General features: G+C 68.6%; 22 protein-coding genes and 1 pseudogene. 8 read left to right on the plus strand and 15 right to left on the minus strand.

Annotated features, from left to right (window positions below):
• The first annotated feature begins 76 nt into the window (after positions 1-76).
• Positions 77-349, plus strand: coding sequence for a hypothetical protein (locus LG634_RS35655; RefSeq protein WP_226740410.1), 273 nt, complete (start codon positions 77-79; stop codon positions 347-349).
• Between the two features lie 43 nt (positions 350-392).
• Here the strand turns inward: LG634_RS35655 and LG634_RS35660 are convergent, their stop codons facing one another.
• Entirely contained in the window at positions 393-1,088 is a 696-nt protein-coding gene (locus LG634_RS35660) for a hypothetical protein (protein ID WP_226740412.1), read from the minus strand.
• An 813-nt stretch (positions 1,089-1,901) separates the two neighbouring features.
• Between LG634_RS35660 and LG634_RS35665 the strand changes: the two are divergent.
• Positions 1,902-2,213, plus strand: a pseudogene (locus LG634_RS35665) (NUDIX hydrolase); the annotation flags it as partial.
• 141 nt (positions 2,214-2,354) lie between these two features.
• On the opposite strand, the gene LG634_RS35670 reads toward LG634_RS35665, so the two are convergent.
• The 4 genes from LG634_RS35670 to LG634_RS35685 form a co-directional block, all read right to left on the minus strand.
• On the minus strand, positions 2,355-3,140 hold the full coding sequence (locus tag LG634_RS35670) for a hypothetical protein (protein ID WP_226740414.1): 786 nt from the start codon (positions 3,138-3,140) through the stop codon (positions 2,355-2,357).
• A gap of 57 nt (positions 3,141-3,197) precedes the next feature.
• Positions 3,198-3,530: a hypothetical protein gene (locus tag LG634_RS35675; protein ID WP_226740416.1), complete on the minus strand. Its 333-nt coding sequence runs from the start codon at positions 3,528-3,530 to the stop codon at positions 3,198-3,200.
• Positions 3,531-4,139: 609 nt separating this feature from the next.
• Positions 4,140-4,511 (minus strand): DUF6415 family natural product biosynthesis protein, encoded by a 372-nt coding sequence (locus LG634_RS35680; protein ID WP_226740419.1) that lies wholly within the window; start codon positions 4,509-4,511, stop codon positions 4,140-4,142.
• An 86-nt stretch (positions 4,512-4,597) separates the two neighbouring features.
• Positions 4,598-5,773 carry a helix-turn-helix domain-containing protein gene (locus LG634_RS35685; RefSeq protein ID WP_226740422.1) on the minus strand — a complete coding sequence of 392 codons (1,176 nt, stop codon included), beginning with the start codon at positions 5,771-5,773 and terminating at the stop codon, positions 4,598-4,600.
• A 111-nt stretch (positions 5,774-5,884) separates the two neighbouring features.
• On the opposite strand from LG634_RS35685, the gene LG634_RS35690 reads away from it, so the two are divergent.
• From LG634_RS35690 to LG634_RS35700, 3 genes are all read left to right on the plus strand, one after another.
• On the plus strand, positions 5,885-6,436 hold the full coding sequence (locus LG634_RS35690; protein ID WP_226740424.1) for a flavoprotein: 552 nt from the start codon (positions 5,885-5,887) through the stop codon (positions 6,434-6,436).
• Positions 6,437-6,890: 454 nt separating this feature from the next.
• Positions 6,891-8,306, plus strand: coding sequence for a DHA2 family efflux MFS transporter permease subunit (locus LG634_RS35695; protein ID WP_264204020.1), 1,416 nt, complete (start codon positions 6,891-6,893; stop codon positions 8,304-8,306).
• Positions 8,307-8,877: 571 nt separating this feature from the next.
• A complete protein-coding gene (locus LG634_RS35700) occupies positions 8,878-9,786 on the plus strand; it encodes a glycine-rich protein (protein WP_226740426.1) in 909 nt (302 codons plus the stop codon).
• A 2,149-nt stretch (positions 9,787-11,935) separates the two neighbouring features.
• Here LG634_RS35700 and LG634_RS35705 read toward each other — a convergent pair.
• Both LG634_RS35705 and LG634_RS35710 read right to left on the minus strand, forming a co-directional pair.
• Positions 11,936-13,285, minus strand: coding sequence for a UDP-N-acetylglucosamine 1-carboxyvinyltransferase (locus LG634_RS35705; RefSeq protein ID WP_226740428.1), 1,350 nt, complete (start codon positions 13,283-13,285; stop codon positions 11,936-11,938).
• Positions 13,286-13,381: 96 nt separating this feature from the next.
• Complete coding sequence (locus tag LG634_RS35710) at positions 13,382-14,293, minus strand: NAD-dependent epimerase/dehydratase family protein (RefSeq protein ID WP_226740430.1); 912 nt, start codon at positions 14,291-14,293, stop codon at positions 13,382-13,384.
• A 214-nt stretch (positions 14,294-14,507) separates the two neighbouring features.
• On the opposite strand from LG634_RS35710, the gene LG634_RS35715 reads away from it, so the two are divergent.
• Entirely contained in the window at positions 14,508-15,785 is a 1,278-nt protein-coding gene (locus LG634_RS35715; protein ID WP_226740431.1) for a helix-turn-helix domain-containing protein, read from the plus strand.
• Between the two features lie 48 nt (positions 15,786-15,833).
• Here the strand turns inward: LG634_RS35715 and LG634_RS35720 are convergent, their stop codons facing one another.
• A complete protein-coding gene (locus LG634_RS35720; RefSeq protein WP_226740433.1) occupies positions 15,834-16,313 on the minus strand; it encodes an NUDIX hydrolase in 480 nt (159 codons plus the stop codon).
• 311 nt (positions 16,314-16,624) lie between these two features.
• Here LG634_RS35720 and LG634_RS35725 point away from each other — a divergent pair, with 311 nt between their 5' ends.
• Positions 16,625-17,089: a hypothetical protein gene (locus LG634_RS35725; protein WP_226740435.1), complete on the plus strand. Its 465-nt coding sequence runs from the start codon at positions 16,625-16,627 to the stop codon at positions 17,087-17,089.
• 363 nt (positions 17,090-17,452) lie between these two features.
• Here the strand turns inward: LG634_RS35725 and LG634_RS35730 are convergent, their stop codons facing one another.
• The 6 genes from LG634_RS35730 to LG634_RS35755 all read right to left on the minus strand — a co-directional run bounded on the left by LG634_RS35730 (position 17,453) and on the right by LG634_RS35755 (position 21,834).
• Positions 17,453-17,794 carry a hypothetical protein gene (locus LG634_RS35730; protein ID WP_226740438.1) on the minus strand — a complete coding sequence of 114 codons (342 nt, stop codon included), beginning with the start codon at positions 17,792-17,794 and terminating at the stop codon, positions 17,453-17,455.
• Positions 17,795-18,108: 314 nt separating this feature from the next.
• Positions 18,109-18,330 carry a DUF397 domain-containing protein gene (locus tag LG634_RS35735; protein ID WP_226740440.1) on the minus strand — a complete coding sequence of 74 codons (222 nt, stop codon included), beginning with the start codon at positions 18,328-18,330 and terminating at the stop codon, positions 18,109-18,111.
• Positions 18,327-18,659, minus strand: coding sequence for a Scr1 family TA system antitoxin-like transcriptional regulator (locus LG634_RS35740; protein ID WP_226740442.1), 333 nt, complete (start codon positions 18,657-18,659; stop codon positions 18,327-18,329). The genes LG634_RS35735 and LG634_RS35740 overlap by 4 nt, the downstream gene beginning before the upstream one ends.
• A 643-nt stretch (positions 18,660-19,302) precedes the next feature.
• Entirely contained in the window at positions 19,303-19,548 is a 246-nt protein-coding gene (locus LG634_RS35745) for a hypothetical protein (RefSeq protein ID WP_226740444.1), read from the minus strand.
• A 318-nt stretch (positions 19,549-19,866) separates the two neighbouring features.
• A complete protein-coding gene (locus tag LG634_RS38530) occupies positions 19,867-20,799 on the minus strand; it encodes a helix-turn-helix domain-containing protein (RefSeq protein ID WP_372482556.1) in 933 nt (310 codons plus the stop codon).
• 339 nt (positions 20,800-21,138) lie between these two features.
• A complete protein-coding gene (locus tag LG634_RS35755) occupies positions 21,139-21,834 on the minus strand; it encodes a UTRA domain-containing protein (RefSeq protein ID WP_308072748.1) in 696 nt (231 codons plus the stop codon).
• Positions 21,835-22,064: 230 nt separating this feature from the next.
• Between LG634_RS35755 and LG634_RS35760 the strand changes: the two genes are divergently transcribed.
• Positions 22,065-23,435, plus strand: coding sequence for an alpha/beta hydrolase (locus LG634_RS35760; protein ID WP_226740447.1), 1,371 nt, complete (start codon positions 22,065-22,067; stop codon positions 23,433-23,435).
• 89 nt (positions 23,436-23,524) lie between these two features.
• On the opposite strand, the gene LG634_RS35765 is transcribed toward LG634_RS35760, so the two are convergent.
• The coding region (locus LG634_RS35765; RefSeq protein WP_226740448.1) for a transposase at positions 23,525-23,890 on the minus strand (366 nt) is incomplete at its 5' end.

The raw sequence follows: 23,890 nt of genomic DNA on the forward strand, positions 1-23,890 counted from the left end.
ATCACGGGCCGCTGCAGAGTTCAGCCGCGTCCCTTCGAACGATGGGTGAGTGCCGAGGAACATGCATGCTGGTGTGATGACTGAAGATCAGCCCCAGCCTCAGGACGAAGCCATCCTCCAGCTACTGCAAGATCGTGATGGACTGCCCTCGGAGGTCCTCCTGCGAGACGGCGTAGCGTTGACCGTCTTCAACATCGCCTGGGGGTACGACATCGGCGATGAGTACGCCCATGTCACGACCAACATCTCTCCCGCCGTCGAAGGCACGACCGTCGACTTCTTCCTCACAAAATCAGTTGCCGCGATCCTCGACCCTGCCAGCGGTGCAGTACTGCTTGAGACCCCGTAACCCAGGGGCGCTTCCGCTCTGTACCTCCAGAGACGATCTCGTGTCAGGAGTTCCCGAACAGTTCCTGCGCCACCTTCAGGGCAGCGCGGCGGACCGCCGGCGGATAACCCAGACGCTCCGCGGCCCCCTCGACGCCCAGGCCCGGCTCGGCGCGCATCAGCGCGACAATGCGACCGGCGCGCTCCTGCTGCAGTCCCCGCTGGGCGGTCCCCACAGCCACTCCCAGGACGTCCACCACATATGCAGCCGTCACCGCCGGATCCGCATCGAGAAGTTCAGCAATCCGGCCCGGCAGCAGATCCCGGGGAACCATGTCACCCGAACCCTTCGGCCGGCCCGTCGGAGCAGACATCTTGCCGCGAGCAGCGCCATAGGCACGCACCGCCCACCGCGGCCAATGCTCCACACCACCCACCACGACCACGTGGTCGGCCAGACCGGGGTCGTTCTTGTAACTGTCCACACTCCGCGGCTTCACATCCAACACCACCGCCGCCTCACGACGGTCAAGCAGATCCTGGTCGTCGTCCACCGCCGGAATCGCCGGCACCGGCAAACCGTCCCGGTAAGCAACCACCTGGGCCAGATCCCACAACAGCACCAGCGCACCCTCGGAACTCACCGGCGCCGGAAAACCGTCAACGTTGTAGGGCTTGACCTTGCCGAAGGTCGACCACCTCATCCCCAGCACGTCAGCAACATCGCGCCGGCCCAACCCGGTTCGACCAGCACGGATCACGGCCCACCTCCCAGACTCACAAGACGCAGTCACGCGCCACGGCATTCAGACACGGCTTGGAGCAGCCAACGATCCGAAAAAGGCTACCGCACTCTAAGGAAGTCCCGCGGTCGCGCCCAGTGCACCGGATTCCGGCGCTATGCTCACCTTGATGGCACTCCTTCACGGGTGTGTTCTTCGGTCGGCCGGCGCCCTTGCCACCCGCACACGCGGAAGTGGGCGCCGGCCACATTCATTTCCACGCCCACCCCAGACACCCTCGCCCCTCCCTCCTTGCCGTTCCTTCCTGTGCTCTCTCTCCTGCCATCCCACCGCCCTCTGCCCGCCTTCAACTCCTCTCTTCTCCACCCTTCTCCACCCTGCTTCCCTTCCGCTGCTTCGTTCCTTCTCCCCCTTCCTTCGCTGCATCCCCGACTCCCCTTTCTCCCTTTCCCCTCACCCGCTTCTCCTCTCCCCCACCCCCTCCCACCTATAAGTCCGGCTAGTCACCAGCCGGAATCCGGGCTCCGACCAGGCACGATGCAGCAGCGCAGCAAAATCCGCTTCACCCCATGTTTCACCCCATTCCTCACCCCATGTCTGACCCCTCGTTTCACCCCTTGCTTCACCCCCATGGAACCCGGTGGGCAGGGGGCAAAGTACGCCCAGGCAACAGCGGCCTTCGCCTACCATCGCGGCGAGCAAGCCGAGAGATGGAGGACGCAGTTCATGTCCCCAGCACGAGTCGACGTCGCCTTCAACCTCGTAAGCGACACAAGCAACGCTCGCGTGCTGCCGGTACGGAACAAGCACACCTGAAGCCCGCCCGGAGGCCGACGGGAAAACGGCGAGACCCTCGCCGAGACGGCAGTACGCGAGACCAAGGAAGAAGCCGGCATCGTCGTCCAGGCCAGCGCAGTGGTGCACCTCAGCGAGCGGATCACCGCCGAGGTGCACGACGTGTTCACCGTCTTCCGGGCCCAACTGATCGCGGGCACTCCCCTGGCTGGCGCCGATGACGAGGACGTGTCGGCTGTCGCCTGGGTTCCGGTGGAGGAGGCCAGCGCTCTGATGCCCTGGTACCCCGACGGCGTGGCCGCCCTCCTGACCTCCCCTGGCAGCGCCTATACCGCGGTCCACTCATAGCCGCACACGGATCCGTCCGCAGAGGGCACCGGGCCGCGTACTCGTCTGGCTGCGCCGGGGCCGACACGGGCAACGCATGCTTCCCCTCCAGGGCTGCCGCGCAGGCGATAGCGGCCGGCCGGCGTCCAGGGCAAAGCGGTGCTACCGCAGGACGGGGCAGTTCGCAGCGCCGTACTCGTCCGCGATGGTGAAAACGCTGGCACAACCCGGACACTCGGCCTTGCCGAACAGGTGGCGTATTCCCTCGGCAAGCACGTCCTCCCCATCGCGTACCGCGATCTCGTGCATCCATCGGCCGACACCCGAAAGCTCCCCGGCAGAACTCGGCCGCAGGTCACGCCGGTCTATGTCACCCAGGTCCCAGTCCCGGATCGCCGCGTAGCGGCCAAAGCCACCGATGGCGATCGTCACCTCCGCCGCGCAGTGGGGGCACGGCAACTCGTAGAAATCGTCGTCGAAGTCTCCCAAGACGTTCGCCCAGTGGTACTGCCCCCGGACCGCGAGCAGCGCGCGGAACGTAACCAGGTAGTCGGCCGGCCGCGACAGCAGGTGCCGGTCCAGGAGGGCGCCCAACTCGACGATCGCTTCCGCGCTTGCGGCCAGCAGTTCGTCGCCGTCGTGGTGACTTGCCGCCCGTTCCATGATCGCTCCGGCCAGGAGCCGTGCCTTCGCACTGTCCCCGGCGGCGAGGCGCACCAGCCGGGGCAATGCCGCGAGGCTGGCCAGCGACAGCAGGTCGTGCTCAAGGACCAGCCGGTACCCCAGCTCGGTCCACGCTTCGGCATCGTCATCGCTCTCCACCAGAGCCAGAAGCTCGGGGACCCGGTTCACATCCAAGCGGCAGTCGTACATTTGTGCCCAGTTCGCCACCCACGCATTGAACAGCCCCGCGAGTTCCGAGTCGACCCCGCCTTCCAGCGCTGCCACGGGGTACGTCGTCACCTTGGCGTCTGGTTTCGTGAGGTGTCCGGGGTGGCCCTGTGGTCAGCCGACTTCAGGTGCCGCGCCAGGCGGAGCAGGCTCCTCCCGGGTGACGCGCCGAATGCGGCCCACCCGCGAATCCGGCGTCAGGGAGGACCATTCAACGTCGATCTCAACGCCGTGGGCTGTGCGGGTGTAGTCCGCAAGGTGCGTGAAGATCGCCGTCTGCACGTCCTCGAGAGCCGCATCGCCGGGCATCGGGACTCTGCCACATCCGCCACCCGCATCCTCGGCAATGAACGTGTAGGGCCACACGTCCTGCCCAGTCAGCAGGACGATCTCCCTCGGCACACCGAAGGCAGGTCGCTTCTTCTTCGTCTTGGGTCGTCTCGCCACGATGCCATCCAACCTGACGGACCGCGGGGCCAGCCACCGGCGTGCACACCGCAGCGCCTTCCCGGGGCTGAGGGCCGTCCCTGCCGCACGATCTCGACAGCGAACCCGAACGCCATCGCGATGCTCAGCAGCAGGACCGATGCAGGCGACTGACCCCACCAGCCCTCGGACAGCAGGGCCAGCCGATCCTGCGGCAGACCCGCGTGTGTCATCAGAGCAGATGCTGATGCTGGTCCAAGATGAAAGGCGTCCTTGCACTCCGGACGCCCCCTCCGCCCAACCGTGCAAGGCCGCGATCACCCTTTCCTGGGAGACCTCACCGACACACCAAAGTGAAGTCACCGGTGAGTAGCCCAGCAAGTCACCAGCGGCTTCCCGCAGACTGGTGAGGTCCACGAAATCACCGGTGAATTGTGCGGAGGCAGCAGTGAGACTCCGGCCGTCCAGGCCGCTGACCTGCGCTGGGGAGGTTCCGCGCCCGGCCGGTGACTCACCGATCGGGAAAGACAGGCACCGACGGGGTCTACCGGCAGGCCGCGATGGCGACGGCGAGAGTGCCGGCCGCGGCCAGCAGGGTCACCCAGTAGATCGCCTCGCGGGACCAGCGGCTCACGAGGTCGGGAACCGGCTGAACGACATCAACGGGAGGTCCGACACGGGCGTCGGCACGTGCTCCGGCAGGGTTCCCTCAGAGGCCTGCAGGAACGTTCGGACGACTCGGGCAAGGCCGCGGCAGTAGCTCCAGTTCCCGAGGGGGTGGTCGGCCGGGCCGTGGGTGGTGAGGGCGTGCCAGTCACGGCAGGCCCCTTCTACCTTGCGGTTGGACTCGCGGAGCGTCTCAGCGTTCGGGAGAAGCGCCTGGCCGTGCGTGATGAGGTCGGCGACGGTCGCGGCGATGTCCTCCTGTGCCGGCTGCCGTTCGAAGGGCACGAGGGCCCGGTCGATGACGGCCTCCGCGGGGTGCCTGTCCGGCGCGTACATGGGGCTGCTCCCTACATCGTCAGCGGATGATGACCCCAGACTGCCGCTGCGAGAACGCCGGAACACTCACAGATCTGTGAGTGCTGCTACATGCCGATCCACCGAGCCATGCTTCCCAGCCCGTCGGGCGCGCGCCGCGACATGTGGACCAACCCTCGAATCGTGGCCCGTGTGCCGGGCAGGTGCCGGGTCTGCTCCGGCGCCACCTGGCGGGCCCGGGCAAGGAACCGCAGCGACGTCTGCGGGGAGCCGGCTTCCATCTCGACAAGCGCGCGATCCACCAGGTACCGGGCCCGACGGGACGTCAGCGTGGACGCCGGAAGTCGGATCGACCGCGCCCTGCCGAGCGCATCGTCGAAGTTGCCCATGGCGATCGACGTCCCCAGCTCGTGGAGCAGCACGTTCACCCGGCCGAATGACAGCCAATGCACGTCACCGGCTTCGCCACCCACTCGGTCGGCGAATTCCCGCGCTGCCGCCAGGTGTGCCTCGACAGCGGTTGCGTCCTCGTGCTTGGCAGCCACGGTTGCCAGCCCGAGGTGCAGCTGACCGGTGACGGCCAACTCCTCACGGGTTGTCTGCCCCGCGAGGAGTTCCTGGCCGGAGGCAATCAGCTGCACGCTGGTGGCACCACGCCAAAGCGTGGCCCGCTTGTACCGCTGCACCGCCTCCATGCACGGGTCCGATGCCCGGCCGGCGGCCCAGCCCATGCGGTCCAGCGCGACTCGCGCGAGATCCGGGTGATCCAGTTTCAGGGCGACATCGTGGGCGGTCCGGTACGCGGAGGCGAGTGCCGTCCACGCCGAGGCCGAGGGCGCCGTCCAGACGGTGTGCGTCAGCTCCCCGAGCAGCGCCGGCAGTGCTTTCGCTGCCGTTCGAAGGTGCGTGGCTCGTACCTGCCGGCACAGGACATCTGCCTGCTCGACGAGAGAAGGGAGCGGCCGGACGATGGGGAGGTCGGGATGGGGGCCGAGGTCGTATCGGTCGAGAGCCTCCCGGATGGGGGCGACCAGAGCAAAGAGGCGGTCAGGGGGAAGCGCGGTCACGGCCGGGGGGCCTGTCAACTTGGACGAGTCCACCCGCAAGGCGTCGGCCACGGCCGCCACGAACCCAGGAGTTGCCGGGCGCGCCCCGCACTCGACCTGGTTGAGGAGGCTCAGGCTGTACGGGATCCGGCCGGCCAGCTCGCGCTGGGTCAGACGGGCCAGGCGTCGCTGTTCACGGATCCGAGAACCAGTGTGGTCATCGTCGGAAATCGGCATGCTGGCCTCCGTCCAGAACTCGTCATCATGGACCGTACCCGCGCCCGGCCCTGCACGTGTGCCTCCGCCCGACTCAGCCCCGAGCAGGGGCGGTTGCATAGCCTCGGCGGCATGACGACGAGGACGCTGTACCTGCTGTGCTCCGCCGCCCCGCCCGTGTTCGACGTGGCTCGGGTCATCGAGGACGCGCAAGCGCGCGGCTGGGACGTGTGCCTCGGGCTCACCCCCACTGCTGCCGACTGGCTGGAAGACAGCCTCGACGGCCTCGCCGCGCTGACCGGGTACCCGGTGCGCTCCCGCTACCGGAAGCCCGGCCAGCCGGACATGTGGCCACAGGCCGATGCCGTGCTCGTAGCACCGGCGACCATGAACACGATCAACTCGTGGGCCCAGGGAATCACCAGCTCCTGGCTGATCGGCTTCATCGCCGAGGCCATCGGCAAGGGCATTGCGCTGACCGCCATGCCCTGTGTCAACAATGCCTACGCCCAGCACCCCCAGTTCCCGAAGTCGCTGGAGACACTGCGCCAGGCCGGCGTCCGCGTACTGTTCGGCCCAGACGGATTCGAGCCGAACGCGCCCGGGGAACGGCGGCCGTACCCGTGGGCGGCGGCTCTCGACTCCGTGAACGGCCTCTACAACGAACGAGCTCGTGCACGGTAGGCGAAGTCGAAGGACTTCCAGTCAGCCTCGACGCCGCCACCGCCAAGCTCAGCAGCCCCAAACGAAACGGAACCCCACCGACGGCCGGCCACAGCTGGTCGACCTCGGCATGCCTCTCCTCACCGGAGCCGCCGGAAACGACGCCACTCCCCGCGACCAGCCCCTTACTGAAGTGCCGTAGCCGCCCGCGACGGCACTCGGCGCGGCCCTGCACAGACGACGGGCATCCCCCGGTGAATCGCCTGACCGGAGGATGCCCGTGTGCCAGCGTCGGCAGCGACGATCAGAAAGGTGCCGATCAAGGCAACCGGTTGCGTCGAGTCCCTTGGGAGTCCTGCTGTGCTGATCGAAGTGTGTGTGAACGTCATCGCCCGCGACGGGCTTCCGTTCCCCGCTTCGGTTTTCCGCGCCGTCACGTGCGGCCGGGGCGGGCACCCGAAGGACACGACTGAAATTGCAACGTCTGCTCCGTAAGCTCTCTTCTTCCGGCCCGTCCGCGAGCCCTCAGGCGGCCCTGTACGCCCTGTGCGTCAGCTTCTTCATGATCTGCCTGGACGCCACCGTCGTGAACGTGGCCCTGCCTGACATCCGCACCTCCCTCGGGGCCTCGCTCAACGACGCCGTCTGGGTCAACAGCGCCTACGCCCTCTGCTACGCCGTTCCCCTGATCCTCGCGGGCAGGCTCGGCGACCGGTACGGTCCCAAGCGGCTCTTCCTGACCGGTCTGGCCGGATTCACCCTGGCCTCGCTGGCCTGCGCGCTCGCTCCGAACGCCCCGGTGCTGATCACGACCCGGGCCGTCCAGGGCCTGGCCGCGGCGTTGATCGCGCCGCAAATCATGTCGCTCATCGTGCACCTGTTCCCCGCCGAGCGGCGGGGACGGGCACTGGGTGTGTTCGGTGCGGTCGGTGGCGCGGCTATGGCTGCCGGACCCTTGGTCGGCGGGCTGCTCGTGGCCGGGACCGGCTGGCGGGGTATCTTCCTGATCAACCTGCCCATCGGTGTCGCTGGGTGGATCGCCGCATACCGGCTGCTGCCCCACTGGCAGCCGGCCAGGGACCACCGTCTCGACCTGTGGGGCATCGTGCTCAGCGGCCTGGGGCTGACCGCGCTGGTCTACGGTGTGCAGAGCGGCGAGACCTACGACTGGGGCACCATCGCCGGGCCCGTCACAATCCCCTCGGTCCTGGCCTTCGGAGCCGTGTGCCTGACGGCATTCGTGTGGTGGCAGCACCGCAACACGCACGAGCCGCTCCTGCCCCTGACGCTCCTCCGTAACCGAGCCTTCTCAGCAGCCGCCACGGCCGGCGGGGCCATGGGAGCAGCAATGATCGGCATGTTCCTGCCCCTGATGATCTACCTGCAGAACAACCTCGGCTACAGCGCGCTGGCCGCAGGCACCGCCACCGTCCCCATGTTCGCCCTGTCCTCACTGTGCGCGCGCCTCGCAGGCAAGCGGTCCGACACCACCAGCCCGCGCCTGCTCGCGGCCCTCGGCTTCCTACTCCTGCTCGTCGGAGTCAGCTCCCTGACCTTGCTGCTGCACCCGGGCACCGACCTGTGGACACTCATGACCCCGCTGCTCATCACCGGCACCGGGATCGGACTGGTCTCCGCGCCGCTCGCCGGCATCGCCACCCGCGGACTGGAGCCTTCCCTGGTCGGCGCTGCGTCAGGGGTGTTCAACACCACCCGACAGCTCGGCGGAGCCCTCGGCAGCGCAGCCACCGGCGCGCTTCTCCAGGCCCACCTCGGCAATACCCCAACCAGCGCCACCCAGACCGCCCTCGCCTTCCCCGTGGCAATGCTCCTGACCGGCCTTGCTTGCTGCACCGTCGCCCGGCCCGTTCGAACGGCGCACAATGCCTGACGACGTCAGCACATCCACAGCAGAGCTCGCACTCCAACCACCCCATTTCAGAGCGAGGTCGCTGGAGTACACCGACTCCTCATCCACCCCCGCAACCCGGAAAACGGTGCACACGCCCGCCTACAAGCTCCCCGCCCACACGGAGGGTGTTCCGAATCTCCAGCGCGCATCCACCTAACCACCTGTTCTGCACCCAACCCGGACGAGGCCCTATAGACCGTCAAGCGGTCTCAGGGGGTGGTTTCGGCGTGGTGCGTGGGCTGGCGAGGGGCTTACCCGGCTGATCGCTGAACTCTGTGAGTGCTTCCGCGTCCGCATCGGTCACCTGTCCCTCGGCGGACTCGGCACCTGCCGCGGAGACGGAAGCGCCCACGGAGATCTTTCGGGGGCGCATCGAGCCGATCGTGCACGATGGGGAGCACACGGTCCGACTCGATGTCCAACCAGCGCGGCCGCCGCTCTGACCTGCCCGCTGCGCGTGTCGCCGGCCTCGTCGGACTCGGCGCCAGCTGACACGTGGGCGCTGTATCTCTTTGCCTCCTGTCCGGCACATGGGGAAGTCTCGTCATTTATGATCTCCACATGGAGAATTTTGGGGTTGCTTGAGGATTCTCCCGATAGTTTGGCCATCCCCTCAGATAAGGCTTCCCCTAAAATGCACAAAAATCGAGCCCTCATTGCTTCGGGCGCATCTCTTGCCGCCCTCCTTTCCGCCGCCCCTCTCGCTTTCGCTGATTCCGGCCAGCTACCGGAGGGTTGCACACAGAAAGAATCGACAGTTGAATGCACCTATGAATTCACTGGAGATCAGCAGGTATTCCACGTGCCGGACGGCGTGCAGAAAATCCAGGTAAAGGCCATCGGCGCTTCGGGTGGCGGGTACCACCACGGGCAGGGGGCAGAAGTCTCCGACACACTGACAGTCGAATCGGGCAAACCCCTATATGTGATTGTCGGGGGCAAGCCCTCAAATGACTCCTTGGACAGCAAGGGCGGATTCAACGGCGGAGGAAACGCTCAAGGCTGGGGCGGAGCCGGGGGCGGAGCTACCGACGTTCGGACCGTCGCACTTGGTGAAGTCGGCACGCTCGACTCGCGCATGATCATTGCGGGTGGCGGTGGCGGTGCAGGCGTGGGTTATCCGGGTTGCGATGCGCGCGGAGGTGACGCGGGCTCGGATGGCAGTGCCAGCTGCAGGGGAGACGCAGGCGGCAAGGCCGGCACTCAGAGCGAAGGCGGAAAGGGCGGCAACGCAGGCGTTGGACGCCCCGGTGAGGACGGAACCAAGGGATCCGGGGGCAACGCAACGCAAGGCAATGACGCCGGGGCGGGTGGAGGCGGCTATTACGGTGGCGGCAGCGGAGAAGACCGAGAACTCAGTGGAGGTGCAGGTGGAGGCGGCTCTTCCTACACCATCAACAACGCATCCCCACGCATCACTGATGAATCCGCGAGCGTAACCATCAGCTATCCTATTTAGCCACCCCAGGCCTGCAGAAAATTCCCCGAAGTCTCTTGCTGTAGAAGCCAGCACACTTCCCTGGGGCGGGCACCGAACAGGACGGCGGCTTGGTCCGGGCCGAGGAGTGTCTGCTGGTCCAGCACAGCATGCAGGTCGCGGCGGCGGGAAGGACGGCCGTCTGGTCCGCGGATCCGGTGCAAGACGACCTTGTGTCGGCGCCGGACCTTCGTGGAGCAGATGGCCCGGCCTGACCAGCAGGCGCGGTCAACTCACGGAACGACTCCGCTCTACGCCCACAAGACTCGGTCTCGCCCGGCCAGCTCTGTGCCGGAGCCGCGTCCCGGATGACGGACCGCACGTGAGCATCGTTCTCCCGGGCCAGATGCTTGCGGCTGGGCTTTCACGCGGGGGTGGGGTGTGTGGTGAGCCAGTCCTGGAGTTCACGGTGGCGGAACTGGTAGGCCACTCCGGAGACCCGCAGAAGTCCCGCATCGTAACCCCAGTTCAGGAAGGCGCCGAGCCGCCAGGGCAACCGGCCTCGTGTGCAGAGCAGAAAGACCAGATAGCGGCGGCCGGCCCCGACGATCCCGTACTGAACCGCCCCGGGGCGAATGGAGGCTCGATTCCGTCCTGCACGTCCGGCCAGAGCGCAGCCGACGTAGCCGAGCAGGTGTACAAGAAGGTCGTGGAGCTGCTGGGCACGGCCGCCACTGCACCGGGCCCAGCACCAGAAGTCCCTGCTGCGGCGGAGCCAAAGGAGTCGAGACAGCTGGAGCTGTTCCCCCGCCAGGTACAAGCCGATGAGGCCGACCGACACCTTTCGTGACGGCCGCGTGAGGTCAGAGGCGGTGCGGATCCCTATCGTCCAGACGCTCCTGCAGGTCCATGCCTTCCGCGTCAACACGTCGCGAGCCCTCGGTGAATACCTCGCATGCGGGCAGCCCGCCCACACCGTGGAAACCGCGCATCGTGAGGGCGCGGCAGCGCTCTTGGCCCTGAACACGGCCATCGAGGAACTTCTGGGTTCCGTGCCAAACTCGTCGCGGGCACTTGCACGGCAGACGCCGACGGCCAGGACATGTCGGCGGCCGCCTGGATTGCGGTGGAGTCGGCGAACGCCCTGACACCCTGTCACCCCGACGGCCTGGCCACCCTCCCGCCCTCCCGCGGCAGCCCAACGACACTCCACGCGTAGCCGCTCGCGGATTCGTCCGCAGAGGGTGCCAGGCCGAAAGTTCGCACGCCCTTTGCTCCCCCGGACGTTCACCTTGATGTGCCCTCCTGCCCGTTCCCGGCGCGGGTGGCGGCAACCTCGGCGGCCGCCGAAAGGCTCAGACAAGCACGTCCTGACGCACCCGGCGCGGCCACCACGGCCACTGGGCGGGCACCAGTGACATCCCAAAACCACCTGGTGACCCCCCGACAGTCACCGACCAGGCGGAGGCCCGAAAGCCACCGATCAGCCGGAGAGAAGTCACCGCTGACTCACCGGCCACCGGTGACTTCCGGCAGACCGGTGAGGTCCACGAAAAGCACCGGTGAGTTCCCGGCCGTACAGGCCGCTGACCAGCACTGGGGAGTTTCCGTACCCCGGCTGGTGAGTCGCCGGTGACTCACCAGCCGAGGTTGTTCCTCTTCCGTGACCACGCAGGGGCGGCCGCGGTGAACAGTTCGGTGAGGAAGGCACCGGTTCGTGAAGTGCAAAAAGGGGTGCCGTCTCACGGCCTTTGATCCCCCTCCCGCCGCCGCTGGCCGCCCCCGGCCACCCTGGCTGACTGCGCCAGTCTCGGCCCGAGACCGGTTCCGTTGCGGCGGCCGGTCCCGCCAGGCATACGGTTCCTGCGCGTCCGCGTCCGGGCCGCCCCGCCGCCAGCCCGGCAACAGCGCCGCCGTGCGGCGAACCATCACCCGCCTCCGACACCTCCGCGGGACCGCTGACACGTCCCACACGTGTACCGGGGCCGCCAGCTCTCCGGGCTGGTACTACGGGACGTGACCCCACCCAACATCCTTGATCAATTGGGCGGGATCGGCGGCTGTATGGGATCCCGACATCCGGCACCGCCGCCAGGGCGGTCACCAGCGGTCGGTGGGCCGAATGGTGGGGGTTTGCAGCTCACCAGAGCCCAGCGCGCGTCCTGGCCGCACCGGGCGATCATCACGTCGATCACCGTCGTGCCCGCGGTCGGGGGCGTCCCGTCGCTGAAGTGCCCTTCGGATCCTGCACCACCGTGATCTCTGCGCCCAGGGAGGCCAGCGTGTCCAGCAGGCGGTCGTATCCGCGGTGCAGGTGGTAGATGCCGTGGATGGTCGAGGTGCCGGTGGCGGCGAGTGCTGCGAGTACTAGGGCGGCGACGGCCCGGATGTCCTGCCCGGCGGCGCAGGCCGCGGTGAGCGGGGAGGGGCCGTGCACGGTGATGGTCGGGCCGCCGGCGGTGACGGCGGCGCCGAAGGCACGGAGGCCGTCGACGTGGGTGGCCCTGGAGGTGTAGATCCGCTCCTCGATCCGGGAGGTGCCCGGGGCCTGGGTGAGGAACGCGGTCAGCTGGGGCTGGACGTCGGTGCAGGTGGCGGAGGTGGTGGCCGCATGCACGGGCCGGGGGCCGTCGGGGCAGCGCGCGAGGGTGCCGTCGCCTGCCGGGAGAAGCTCGATCCCCGCGTCGGCGAGCACGGCCGCCAGGGCGGCAGGGAACGCGGTGGTGGGGAAGTTTTCGAGGTGGACGCTTCCGCCGGTGATGCCGGCGGCGAGGGCGAGCGTGGCGGCCTCCAGACGGTCCGGCGGCACGCGTACAGTGCCGCCTGCGATGTGGTCGGTGCCTGTGATGTGGACGGCATTGGTGCCGTCCCAGGTGATGCCGACTCCACGGTCCGCGAGCATCGAGGCGGTCGCCGCGACTTCCGGTTCGGTGTTGGGGTGGAGGATGGTGGAGGTACCGCGGGCGCGGGCGGCCAGCAGCATCGCGGTGACCGTCGCCCCCAGGCTCGGCCCCCACTTCTCGGTCATCGCGTCGGTGGTGAACCGGGCCGGGCCCCGGCCGGTCAGGCGGGCCTCGACGTGGGTGCCGGTGACGTCCATCCGGGCACCGGCGGCCTCCATCGCGGCTAGGTGACGGTCGATCCGGCGGTGGCAGAATGCATCGCCGCCCGGCAGAGGGAAGCGGACCCGGCCGACCCGGGCTAGCACGCCGGCCGCCATGACGGCGGTGGTGCGGATCCGCCGGCCCGCCTCGTCCGGGATGACGGAGTCCCACGCGGCCGCGGGACGGGTCTCGAAGCGGTCGCCCGCGATCGCGGCCGGGGTGCCGGTGCGGTTGAGGATCTCCGCGCAGACCTGCGTGTCCAGGATCTGCGGGATCCCGGTCAGCGTCAGCGGCTCGTCGGCCAGCACGCTCGCGGCATACAGGTGGAGAGCCACGTTCTTGCTGCCCTGGACCGAGGCTGTGCCCTCCAGGCGGTGGCCGCCCGTGATGCGGATGGCACGGGTATCGGTGAGGGACGGCAGGGAGTTCTCGTTCACGGCTTCCTTCCTCCGGACAGGGGGTGCGATGGCTGGGCCCGCGGCCCTGGCGCAGGCCCAGGCCGCGGGCGCAGGCGCAGGCGCGGGCTGGGGCGTTCAGAGGCCGCCGCCGGCTGCCTCCGGCGTGTGGGCGCGGCTCTCGACGCTGATGGCCAGGGCCTTGGCCAGGGGCGTGCGGTCGAGGGACCCGTAGGTGCGGGTGAACAGGGTCTGGTCGGCGGTGAAGGAGGCGATCTCGTTGATGCGCGGGGTGGTGTGGGCGGTGGTGCCGTGGCCGGTGACGCGAATGACCGCGTCGGCGAGGTCGCGGACGGAAACAGGGTGACCGGAGCCGCAGTTGACGACAGGCAGGAGTTCGGGGGTGCTCAGGATGCGGGTCAGCATCGTGACCGCGTCGTCGACGTAGGTCAGGTCGCGAGCTTGTGTGCCGTCGCCCTCGATCATGAGCGGGCGGCCGTCGGCCGCGGCGGAGAGGAAGGCGGGGACGACGGCGTCGTCGCCTTCGTCGGGGCCGTAGGTGTTGAAGAAGCGCACCACGCCGATCTGGCGGCCGCCGGTGAGGTGGGGCCGGTAGATGTCGGCCAGCTGCTCGGTGGCGACCTTCCCCGCCGCGTACGGGGACCGCGGCGCGTACGGCGCGCTCTCGGCGAGCGGACCGGTCTGCTCTCCGTAGACCTCGCACGAGGAGGCCAGCAGCAGCCTGCGGGCGGTCGAGCCGGCGAAGGTGTGGATCATGTGCCGGTCGACGGCGACGTTGTGCTCGAACCCGCCGACGTCGAAGCTGTCCGGGACGGACTTGAGTGCGGCCAGGTGTACGACAGTGTCGAACCCGTCCAGGTCCCGCGCGGTCAGTGACCGGACGTCGCGGACGAGCAGGCCTTTCGGGCTCGGGCGGCGGGAGGTGACGGACAGGTTGTCCAGCGGGGTGACCGTGTGCCCAGCAGTACGCCAGGCCTGGGTGAGGGCCGAGCCGATGAAGCCGGCGGCGCCGGTGATCAGGAGGTACATGGGATGCCTCCGCACGGATGCGAGCAGCGCACGGTCTGTCGTGCCGGGCGTCTGCTGCGGTAACCGTCCCGCCGGCGGTCCCCGGCCGGGAGCAGCTTCGGCTCCCCTCGCACGCGGCGTGCGGGAGCCGCACAGCACGTGCTTCTGCACGCTCTGTTGACGTCCGGTCACAGGCGCTACTGTCGTGGGTCCCGTCGGTGCACAGGAGGTGCCCATGGGCTCGAACCCGGATTTAGGTGCGATCTTCCGCAGTGCGCGCCACGCCCTGCGGCTGAAGCAGGAGGACGTCGCCCGGGCTGTGGGCTACTCCCGGTCGGCGATCTCCCGGATCGAGGGCAATCGGATGCGGGTGGACCTCGACACCCGGCTGCGCCTGGCCCAGGTGCTGCGCATTCCTCCCGAGCAGGTCGCCGGGTTCCCCCTCTCCGCGGCCCCGGTGATCGATACCGTGGGGGCCCTACCGATGCCGGACAAGGAGGACGCGATGCGTCGCAGGAATCTGCTGGGGGCACTCGCGGCCGGAGCATCGGCCATCGCCCTCCCGGGCACAGCCGAGGCCCGGCCCGCGCCGGTTTCCTTCGACGACATGCTGTTCCGGCTCCCCAGCACCGACCCCGCCCCGCTCCGGGCACTCGCCTCCCAGGCCGCAGCAGCGCGTACAGCGTTCACCGCCGCCCGCTACAGCGATCTCGGCAGGGCGCTGCCCGGCCTGCTCTCCGCGGCCGAGGCGACCCGGGATGCCGCCGTCGGCCGGGCCCGCCAGCAGGCGAACGCCATCCTGGCCCGCGCCTACGTCCTGGCCTGCGAACTTGCCGCGAAACAGCACTCCGACACTGCCTGGGTCGCCGCCGACCGCGCCCTGGCCGCGGCGCGCGCCAGTGGCATGCCCATCCCCGTCGGAGAAGCCGCCCGCGTGCTGGCCATCACGATGCGCCGCTCCGGCAACTGCTCCTCCGCGGTCTCCTTCCTCACCACCGAGACCGCAGCCCTCGACCCCGCCGAGGAACGCACCGCAGCCGTACGCACCACGCTGCTGCTCACCGCGGCGTACTCGGCCGCCGCCGGAGGTGACCGGGCAACGGCACTCTCACTGCTCGACGAAGCGGACGAAACCGTCGAACGCTGGCCGCAGGCGCCCGGCGGGCTCTTCACCGTCGAGGCCACCAAAACGCAGGCCGCCGTCTACCGCATCGGCGTCCACACCACCCTCGGTACCCCCGACGAAGCCGTCGAGATCGCGCGGGGCCTGAACATCGACCTCATGCCGACCGCCGAGCGACGCGCACGCGCCTGGACCGACACAGCCCGCATGTGGCACGCCCTCGGCCACGGCCAGCAGGCATTCACCGCCTTGCGCCACGTCGAGCAGGAGGCAGCCCAGGAAGTACGCCGGCCGGCACTGCGGGCACTGACGTCGAACCTGCTCTACGGCCCGACACGCGTTGAAGGCCTTCGGGAGTTCGCCGTGCGCACCGGGGCCGCGCCCGCCTGACAGCCCAGCCCCTTCAGACGATCCGGGGCCGGCTCACCACAGCGGCGGTCACGCCGGCGCGAACCAGGCCTCAGGCTCGTCCTTCTCCACCAGCGCGATGATCTCGCGCATCCGCTCGGTCATCGCAGGCAGGGCGTCCAGCGGGAACCAGGCGACCTCAGCCGACTCGTCGTCGCAGACCCGCGGCACCTGTCCCGCATCTGCCGGGCGGCAGGCGAACACAAGCTCCAGGTACTGCGCCCGGTCCCCGTTACCGTGACGCACCGGAGGCGAAGCCGTCACCGCGGCCAGGCGCTCCACCACCACCCGGACCCCGGTCTCCTCCTCCGCCTCCCGCACCACGCAGGCGGCCGGCGCCTCGCCGGGCTCCACGATCCCGCTCAACGGAGTCCACAACCCTGCAGCGGCCCGACGCTGCAAAAGCACCTGCCGCCGCTCGTCACGGACGACCGCGACCACCCCGGGCAACCACAACAGGCAATCGGGACCGACCGCGCTCCGCAGATCTGACACAAAATCAGGAATCATGAAGCCACCATAAAGCCAGAAATGCCACACCCGCGGGCTTTCAGAACAAACACAGCCCCTGCCGGGAGTGACCGGTGCATTCCTTACAGGGGAAGTCACCAGTCGCTGGTGACTGGTTCCGCAGACCGGTGAGTGTCCGGCGATGCAGGCGCTGACCTGCAGTGGGGAGTTTTGCCGCTGGTTCGTGTTCAAGGGATTCTCAGCGCCGCTGACCCGACCCACAGGGGTGCCGGCCGAGACCACCGTGGGGATGGCCGATACCAGCAGGTGGCTGTGCATTCAGCGCAGTGCCGTACGCGAGACTCGGCAGCATGGCCTTCGACACCCTGCGTACGCTTCTCGCGCACGATGACAGCACCTGCGCACCACCAGCCCTCGACGCGCTGCTGTCAGGTGCAGAGTGGAAGCTCCCTTCTCGGACCGCGTCCGCCCGCCTTCTCCGCGACATCTGGTCCTTCCGCCAGGAAACGCTGCTGGAGATGGGCCGACAGCCGCTTCCTGGGCTGGCCGAAGCCGTGGAAAGGCTCGGTGCAGCAGGTGACGTCCGGGTGCACGTGGCCTTCATCACCGATGCACCACGCCGGTTCCACGTCTACATGTCGGAAGACCTCACCTCCTGCGTCGGGGTGTGGGAGGGCCGCATCAACCGCGGCACCAACCAGCCCACCTCACCGGACACCGTTACTGGTGACTCACCAACAGAGCCGGTGAGTGCCCCGCACAGCACCGGTGAGTTCCCGAAGGAAGTCACCGGTGACGCGCCAGCCGACCGGTGACCTGCCGGCACGGCAGGGCGCTGACCTCCACTGGGGAGTTCCGCGCTCGCCGAGCGTCTCAAGGGCTTCGCCTCCACCACGACCCGCTCACGGCACTGGCCTGCGCCACCGATGTGCGGCTGGCACCGGTGACTGGCCAACAGGCGGGTGAGGTCCACGAAAGTACTGGTGACTTTTGCGGAGGCACCGGTGAGGTTCCGGCTGTACAGGCCGCTGACCTGCACTGGGGAGGTTCCACGCTCAGAGTCGTTCGGTATCCGCGGGCGCGGACGTCGTCCCGCTGTGCCGCAGCTGGGGCGATGCAGGTCCCTGATCCCGCTGGCCGGCTGGCCGGCTCGCCGGCTCGCCGGCTCGCCGGCTGGGTCAGTCTGCGTCAGGGGAGAAGGTGCTGATCCTGTTCCACATGAATGCGTCCTTCCACCCCGAGCGGCCCTTGGCCCAGCCGTTCAGGGCGGTGATCACCTTTTCCTGGGAGATCGTCCGGGTCTGGTGGTGCTCTGCCGTCGTCCCGTCACGGAACTCCAGCTGATAGGTGTTGTCGTCTCTCAGCCACACCTGCACGTACCAATCGCCGACGGTCTCCTCGTCGACTCGCTCGACGATCACGAAGGCGTTGCCCCGCCCGAGGTTCGCCACCATCCGGCTCAAGGCCGTGGGCCCCGGATTCCTCACCTGACGACCGTGCTCGTCTCTCGCATGCAGCATGCCCCCGATCATCGCCCACAGGTCTGACACGGAACGCCGCCCAGCAAGCTCTCCGCACACGCGGCTGGCTCGTGGAAAGACCCGGAGCAGCCGGCTTCCGGGGGCATGGCGCTCGTCACCAATTCCTCCACCGCGAGACCCCTCCCGTGGCCGGCGCGACATCGAAGCGCACCTGGGTGAGGAGGGCTCGGCTCCTTGGTGTGGTGCACAGGCCGAGCCCCTGCCCCGGGCTGATGTCGAGTGCCAGCTGCCAGCCTCATGGGGCACCTCCAGCCATCCTTCTCGACACGAGCAAGGAGGGCAGCCGGACGCGCCTATCCCAGACGGAGCGTGGGAGAGGTGGCGAAAGCCGTCCAGGCCAGTGCGCTGAAGCTGATGACCGGGGTCTGTGGTTCGCTGCTGCGCTTGGAGTCGCGGATGGAGACCGCTCCTGGTTGTGCCTGCATCTCCACGCAGTTGCCGCTGGGGTCCCCACTGTAGGAGGACTTGAACCACCGCCCGTCGGCGTGGTGCCGGCTGGTGTCTGTGCTGGTCATGCGGTTGATACCTCTCGTGCTAGACGTTTCAGGAACGCGGGGGTCTCATGGGCTGGCAATGCCCCCTGGGCCAGATAGTCGAAGCGCCGGACGAACTGCTTGACCGGCCGCGGTTTCGACAGGCACTTCACGCCCTGGTCCACCGTGCTGCTGGCGACAACGACCGGGTCCGGAAGCTCTTTGTAGTCGAAGTCCAGGACGTGGAACTCACCGAAGACGCGGTAGGCGACCCGGGCGCCGGCCAGGTCGCCGGTGCGGGAGGCCGCGGCGAGTGCCGGGGGCAGTTGTTCCGGTTCGTCGTCGTGCCGGTCCGCGATGTCTCTGCCCACGAGAACGACCTGCCGCTGGGTGAGCGCGGCCTTGATCCAGTCGGCGGTCGGCCGGGCGAGGGTGCCGGGGGAAGCTGTGCCGCGCCCCGCGTCAGGACGACAAGCTGCAGGTCGCGTCCGTGCGGTTGGAACACGGCGACCCATCCGCCCAGTGATGAGGCGTCGAGACCGCTGGTGATCAGGTGGAAGCCGTTCTCCAGCAGGGCTTGCATGAAGATGCTGCGCAACTCGGCTCCGTGGCTCCGTGGGTGCCGGAGTTGGTGAGCGCGACGGTGGGCATGCGGGCGACAAGTACGGGCAGGTTGTCGACGAGGGTGGCGGTCATGGTCATGTCGTGGCCGTCCGCGGGCTGGACCAGGGACTGTCTCAGCGGCGGCCTCCAGATCGACGACGGTGGTGTTGACGGGCCGGTGGTGTTCGAGGGGCCGGTGGCATGTGGGCATGTGCCTTCGGTGATCCCGCGTGCGTGCAGGGCCATCTGCGGCCCCAAGACCCGCTCGACCGCCGGGCTCATCCTGACTACCCGTGCCATGAACTGTTCGTCCTTCCCGTCGCGTGCCAGCACCGTACCGGCGTGCTGGTGGTGCCTGTTCCTGTCTCGGCCAGCAAGGGCCTGTGAAGCCGCGGTCGTTGGGGTGGGTGGTCATTGCTGCTTGTGGGCGTAGGCGGCGAGTTCGGGGTGCTGGCTGACGAGTTGCTCCCGCAGCAGATGAACTTGCTTGGCTTCGGCCGCGGCAAGCCGTTGTGCGGCGGCCTGCTGCTCTGCGGTCTGGCTGCGCTGGTCGTGTTCGGTGTAGGCGGCCTCCAGCATCCGGGACCAGCGGATCGCCTGGCGAAGGCGAGCCGCTTCCCCTGCAGCTTCCGCATCGGCCTCCAGCTTCGCCTTCAAGTGTTCCACGGTGGCCTGGGCAGCTCGTTCGTGGCACTGCCAGCACAGGCCGTCCTCGGGCCGCGGGCCCTTGCCGGTCGCCGTGCAGGCCGGCCCGGAGCACTCCCACCATCGCGGCGCCGGGCCCTTCGCCCGGGGCTCCGGGACGCCGGTCGTGCGCCGGTCGGTACGGCGCTGCGCGCATTTGGGGCAGGCGTCGCCGAGGTGCAGGGTGAGTCCGTCTTCGCACATCGGGTCCGGACAGTCCACCGACGGGCGCACCAGCGCGATCGCGACGCCGACCGGGGAAGTGAGCTGGTGGTCGGTGTGGGCGCGGGCCTAGCCGTGGGCCCGCCAACGCCGCCGGATGCGGTCGACGAGCTGTTGCGGGGTGCGTCCGTGGTCCAAGGCCTCCAGAACAGCCTGGCGCAGCACTGCGGGCCGGTGGGTGGGCAAGAGCGCGGCTAGGTCGGAGGGCCAGCCCGCCTCGACCGTACGGATGGCCTCGGCGAGGTGCGTTGGCATGCTGCCGGGGCCGGGGCGTTGCGGTGCTGGGTCGGGTGTCGGGGCGGGGTGGGTGGTTGTGGGCGCGGCGCAGCCGCTGGTGTCGCGTGCGCTACTACCTGTGGTGGCCCTGCGGGCGTCATCGGCGCTACGCGCCGCAGGCGCTGCGGGGGTTTCGGTTGGGGGGTGGGTTAAAGGGGAGGGTTGGGGGACTCTCAGTCCCCCCTGCCGGGACTGACAGTCCCCCCTCCCCCGGGACTGTGAGTCCCCCCTCCCGTCCGATTCGGCCGGGTTTGCGGGAGGGGACTGACAGTCCCCTCCCCCACCCGGTTCCGGGCGTAGGGGCTTGCCTTTGTCGCTGCGCTGCACCCTCGGCACAGCTGGCGGCAGCGGGGCGCGGGTCTCGTCGGTCAGGGGTGGGAGGCCGCGGTGGGTGCGGTCCTGGTTGACGCGGGCGAGGCGTTCGGGCCCGTACCAGGCGGCCGGGATCTGCAGGTCGTAGACGCGGGGGCGGGCATGCGCGGGGATGTAGCGGGCGGCTTCCTGGTCCCCGAGCGCGATCAGGCCCTGTTGGAGGAGAGTGGCCAGGCGGCGTTGGACGGTTTTGACGTCGCACAGCGCGATCCGGGCCAGGGTGCGGCGGGAGGGGAAGGCGTTGCAGCCGTCGGCATCGGCCTTCTCCGCCAGACCGGCCAGCAGCATCCGGTCCGTCGTGCTCACCACCGGGCTGTCGTGCAGGGCCCACAGGATCGGTTCAAGCGCCACCACGCACCCCCGCTCCCGGCCTGCGGCCGTTGATCGTGAGGTGCCGGGCGCATGGTGGCGCGCCCTGGTGGATTCCGCGTACGCTCATGACGCAGCGCACCTCCGGTTCGAGAGACTGGGTGCTCTTCCCTCACACCAGGCGGACCAGGCCCGGTGCGAGGACTTGCGGGCCCCACCACACTTTGTGGCGGGGCCCGTACTGGTTCAGGCAGAAGGTCCTGCCCGACACAACCGCGGCGACCTCACCGAAAAGGTCACCAGAACGCCCCGAGAGTGAACAGTCGCAGCGCCCCGGAGCGGGTGACTCACCGGCGGGCTGTTGGTGACTCACCGGACGGCCGGCTACGGCGTTCGCCGGGGAAGAGGTAGTGCGTCGTAGTGGAGCTCGATACGGTCACCGACACCGACCACCCGCAGCACCTCCAACACCCGGCCGCCAGCGTCGCGCACCACACGCTCGACACACAGCACGGGCACCCGCTCGCCGACACCGAACGCTTCGAGTTCTGACTCGGAGGCCATCCGGGTGGTGACTTTCTCATCGACGGTCCGCGGAGCCAGCCCGTTCTTGGTCATCGCCGCCAGCACACCGCCGACGACCTTCCCCGGCCCTTCCAGCCCGCAGGACGAAGCAACGTCGAGCGGGTAGAACGCCTCCTGCACCTGCACGACATCACCGTCGATCAACGCATGCCGGACACGACGCACCACCGGCATCCCCTGCTCCACGCCCAGCAGAGCGGCCACAGCGGCTTCTGCCGAAACCTGCTCCACCGCAATCGGGAGCACGCTGCCCGCGGCGGCAGCGGCCGTCTCCCACGGACCCCGCTCGCCCCCCGGCGCCAGCACCGATCCGTACCGGCCAGCCTTCTTCCCGGAGTAGGAAAGCCGACCCCCTCGACTGTCCGATGGGCTCTTCCCTGCGCAATGTGATCGTTCCAACTTTGAGGTCCGCCGTCTTGAAGCGGATGGCGAGCCTGTATGTCTCGGGAGCGCGGCTGTCCAGGGAGCGCGGGTGGACGAAGTGACCGACATCATCGAAAGGCATCACATCCGTGCGTCTCAAGCGCTTTACACCGTTGCTCACCGCTGCGGGGCTCATGGCAACCGCCGTGCCCATGGTCTTTGCGACGTCAGCAGTTGCTGCCCCCGCGAACGACTATCTGGATCAGCAGCCCGACTGGCAGCAGTGCAGGCCGGATGAACCGGCTTCGTTCGAGTGCGCCACGCTGAGGGTGCCGCTCGACTATCAGCGTCCAGACGGGACGATGATCGATCTGGCCATCTCCCGGATCAAGAGCACGAACCCGGCGAAGCGGCACGGCGTGCTGCTGATGAACCCTGGTGGGCCGGGTGGCTCCGGGCTCATGGATCCGCTCATCTCCAGCTGGTCACTACCGCCGGAGGTCCGTGATCAGTACGACCTGATCGGCTTCGATCCGCGCGGTGTCGGCAAGTCCGGTCCGATCACCTGCGGGCTGACGCCCGAGGAGCAGCAGTTCCAGCGGCCCTACCGTCCGGAGACCTTCGACTCCGACGTGGCCTGGGCGAAGGGCGTCGCTGACAAGTGCCGGGAGAAGGTCGGTGACAAGCTTCCGTACATCACCACACGGAACACGGCCCGCGACATGGACACCCTCCGGACGGTGCTGGGCGAGAAGAAGATCTCCTACCTGGGCAAGTCCTACGGCACCTACCTCGGCGCGGTCTACTCCCAGATGTTCCCGCAGAACACCGACCGCTTCGTCCTCGACAGCGGTGTGGATCCTGCGCGGGTGTGGCGGGGGATGCAGCAGGTCTGGGCGGAGCAGTCCGTTCCGGACTTCGACCGGTGGACGAAATGGGCGGCTGAGCACAACGCCGAGTTCGGTCTGGGCGACAGCGCGAAGGCGGTGTCCGACACCTTCTGGGCCCTGGTCGAGCGCGCCGACAAGGAGCCCATCAAGTTCGACGGCCGGGGATGGCCCCCGGAGGTCACCGGTGACGACATCCGCCGGAACGCGCGTGGCTATGCCTACTACCCCCCGTTCTTCACCGAGCTGTTCTCTGCGCTGAAGGCGGCTTCCGAGGGCAAGACGCTGCCCTCGGGTGCCGAAGCGGAGAAGTTGCAGAAGGCTCTGGCCGACCAGGACCAAGGCGCCCCGGCAGCGGCTGGTGCGAGCGAGCCGGCCGCGGACAACAGCACGGCGGTGTGGTGGTCGGTGGTGTGCGGCGATACGGACACCTGGCCCCGCGACCCGGGGCAGTACGCGAAGGACGCCGCCCGCGACAAGAAGGCCTACCCACTGTTCGGGGACATCTCCTCCAACATCAAGCCGTGCGCCTTCTGGGACAAGCCGGTCGAGCAGGCCACGCCGATGGACAAGAAGGCAAAGAACGTCCTGATCGTGCAGAACGAATGGGACCCCCAGACCCCCCTGACCAGCGGCCAGGGCCTACACAAGGCTCTCAAGGGCTCCCGCATGGTGACCGTGGCCGGCGGAGAGGGCCACATCGTCTACCCCAGTGGGAGCTGCGCCGATGCCTCGGTCACCAAGTACCTGACCACAGGCCAACTACCGCCCAAGGACCTGACCTGTAAGAACCCCAGCGCTGTCGCCGAGCCGAAGCCCGTGCCGAACGGACCGAACCGCTACTGATCCACGACTGCGCTTCGGGGGGCACGGGTCTGTCAGTCGGACGGCTCTTACAAGATTTTCGTAGGCGTTGATCGCTATGGACGCTGAGGTCAGCTGAGCAGAATGCGTTGGCGTAGGAGCGGGTGTCCGGCGCGGCCGTAGGTCTGACGCTTGATCAGCTTGATCTTGTTGTTGACACCTTCCGTGCGGCCGTTGTGCCAGGGCAGGGTCAGGGCTGCGTCGACGGCCGCGCGGTCGCGTTCGAGTCCGGTGGCGCAGGAGTGGAGGAAGGGCAGGTTCGCTGCCCGGACTCGGGTGATCCAGCCGGTCAGCGCCGCAGCGTTGTCGGGCGCCGGGGTGAGCATCGTGGCGAAATCACGCACGGCGCCGGCCAGGGTGGTCATCTCCGGGCAGGCCGAGGTGAGCTGGTCGCGCAGTATCCGCTGGTCCTGGCGCAGGTGGGTGGGGTCGGTGAT

Source organism: Streptomyces bambusae (assembly GCF_020532645.1).
Lineage (GTDB): Bacteria > Actinomycetota > Actinomycetes > Streptomycetales > Streptomycetaceae > Streptomyces > Streptomyces bambusae.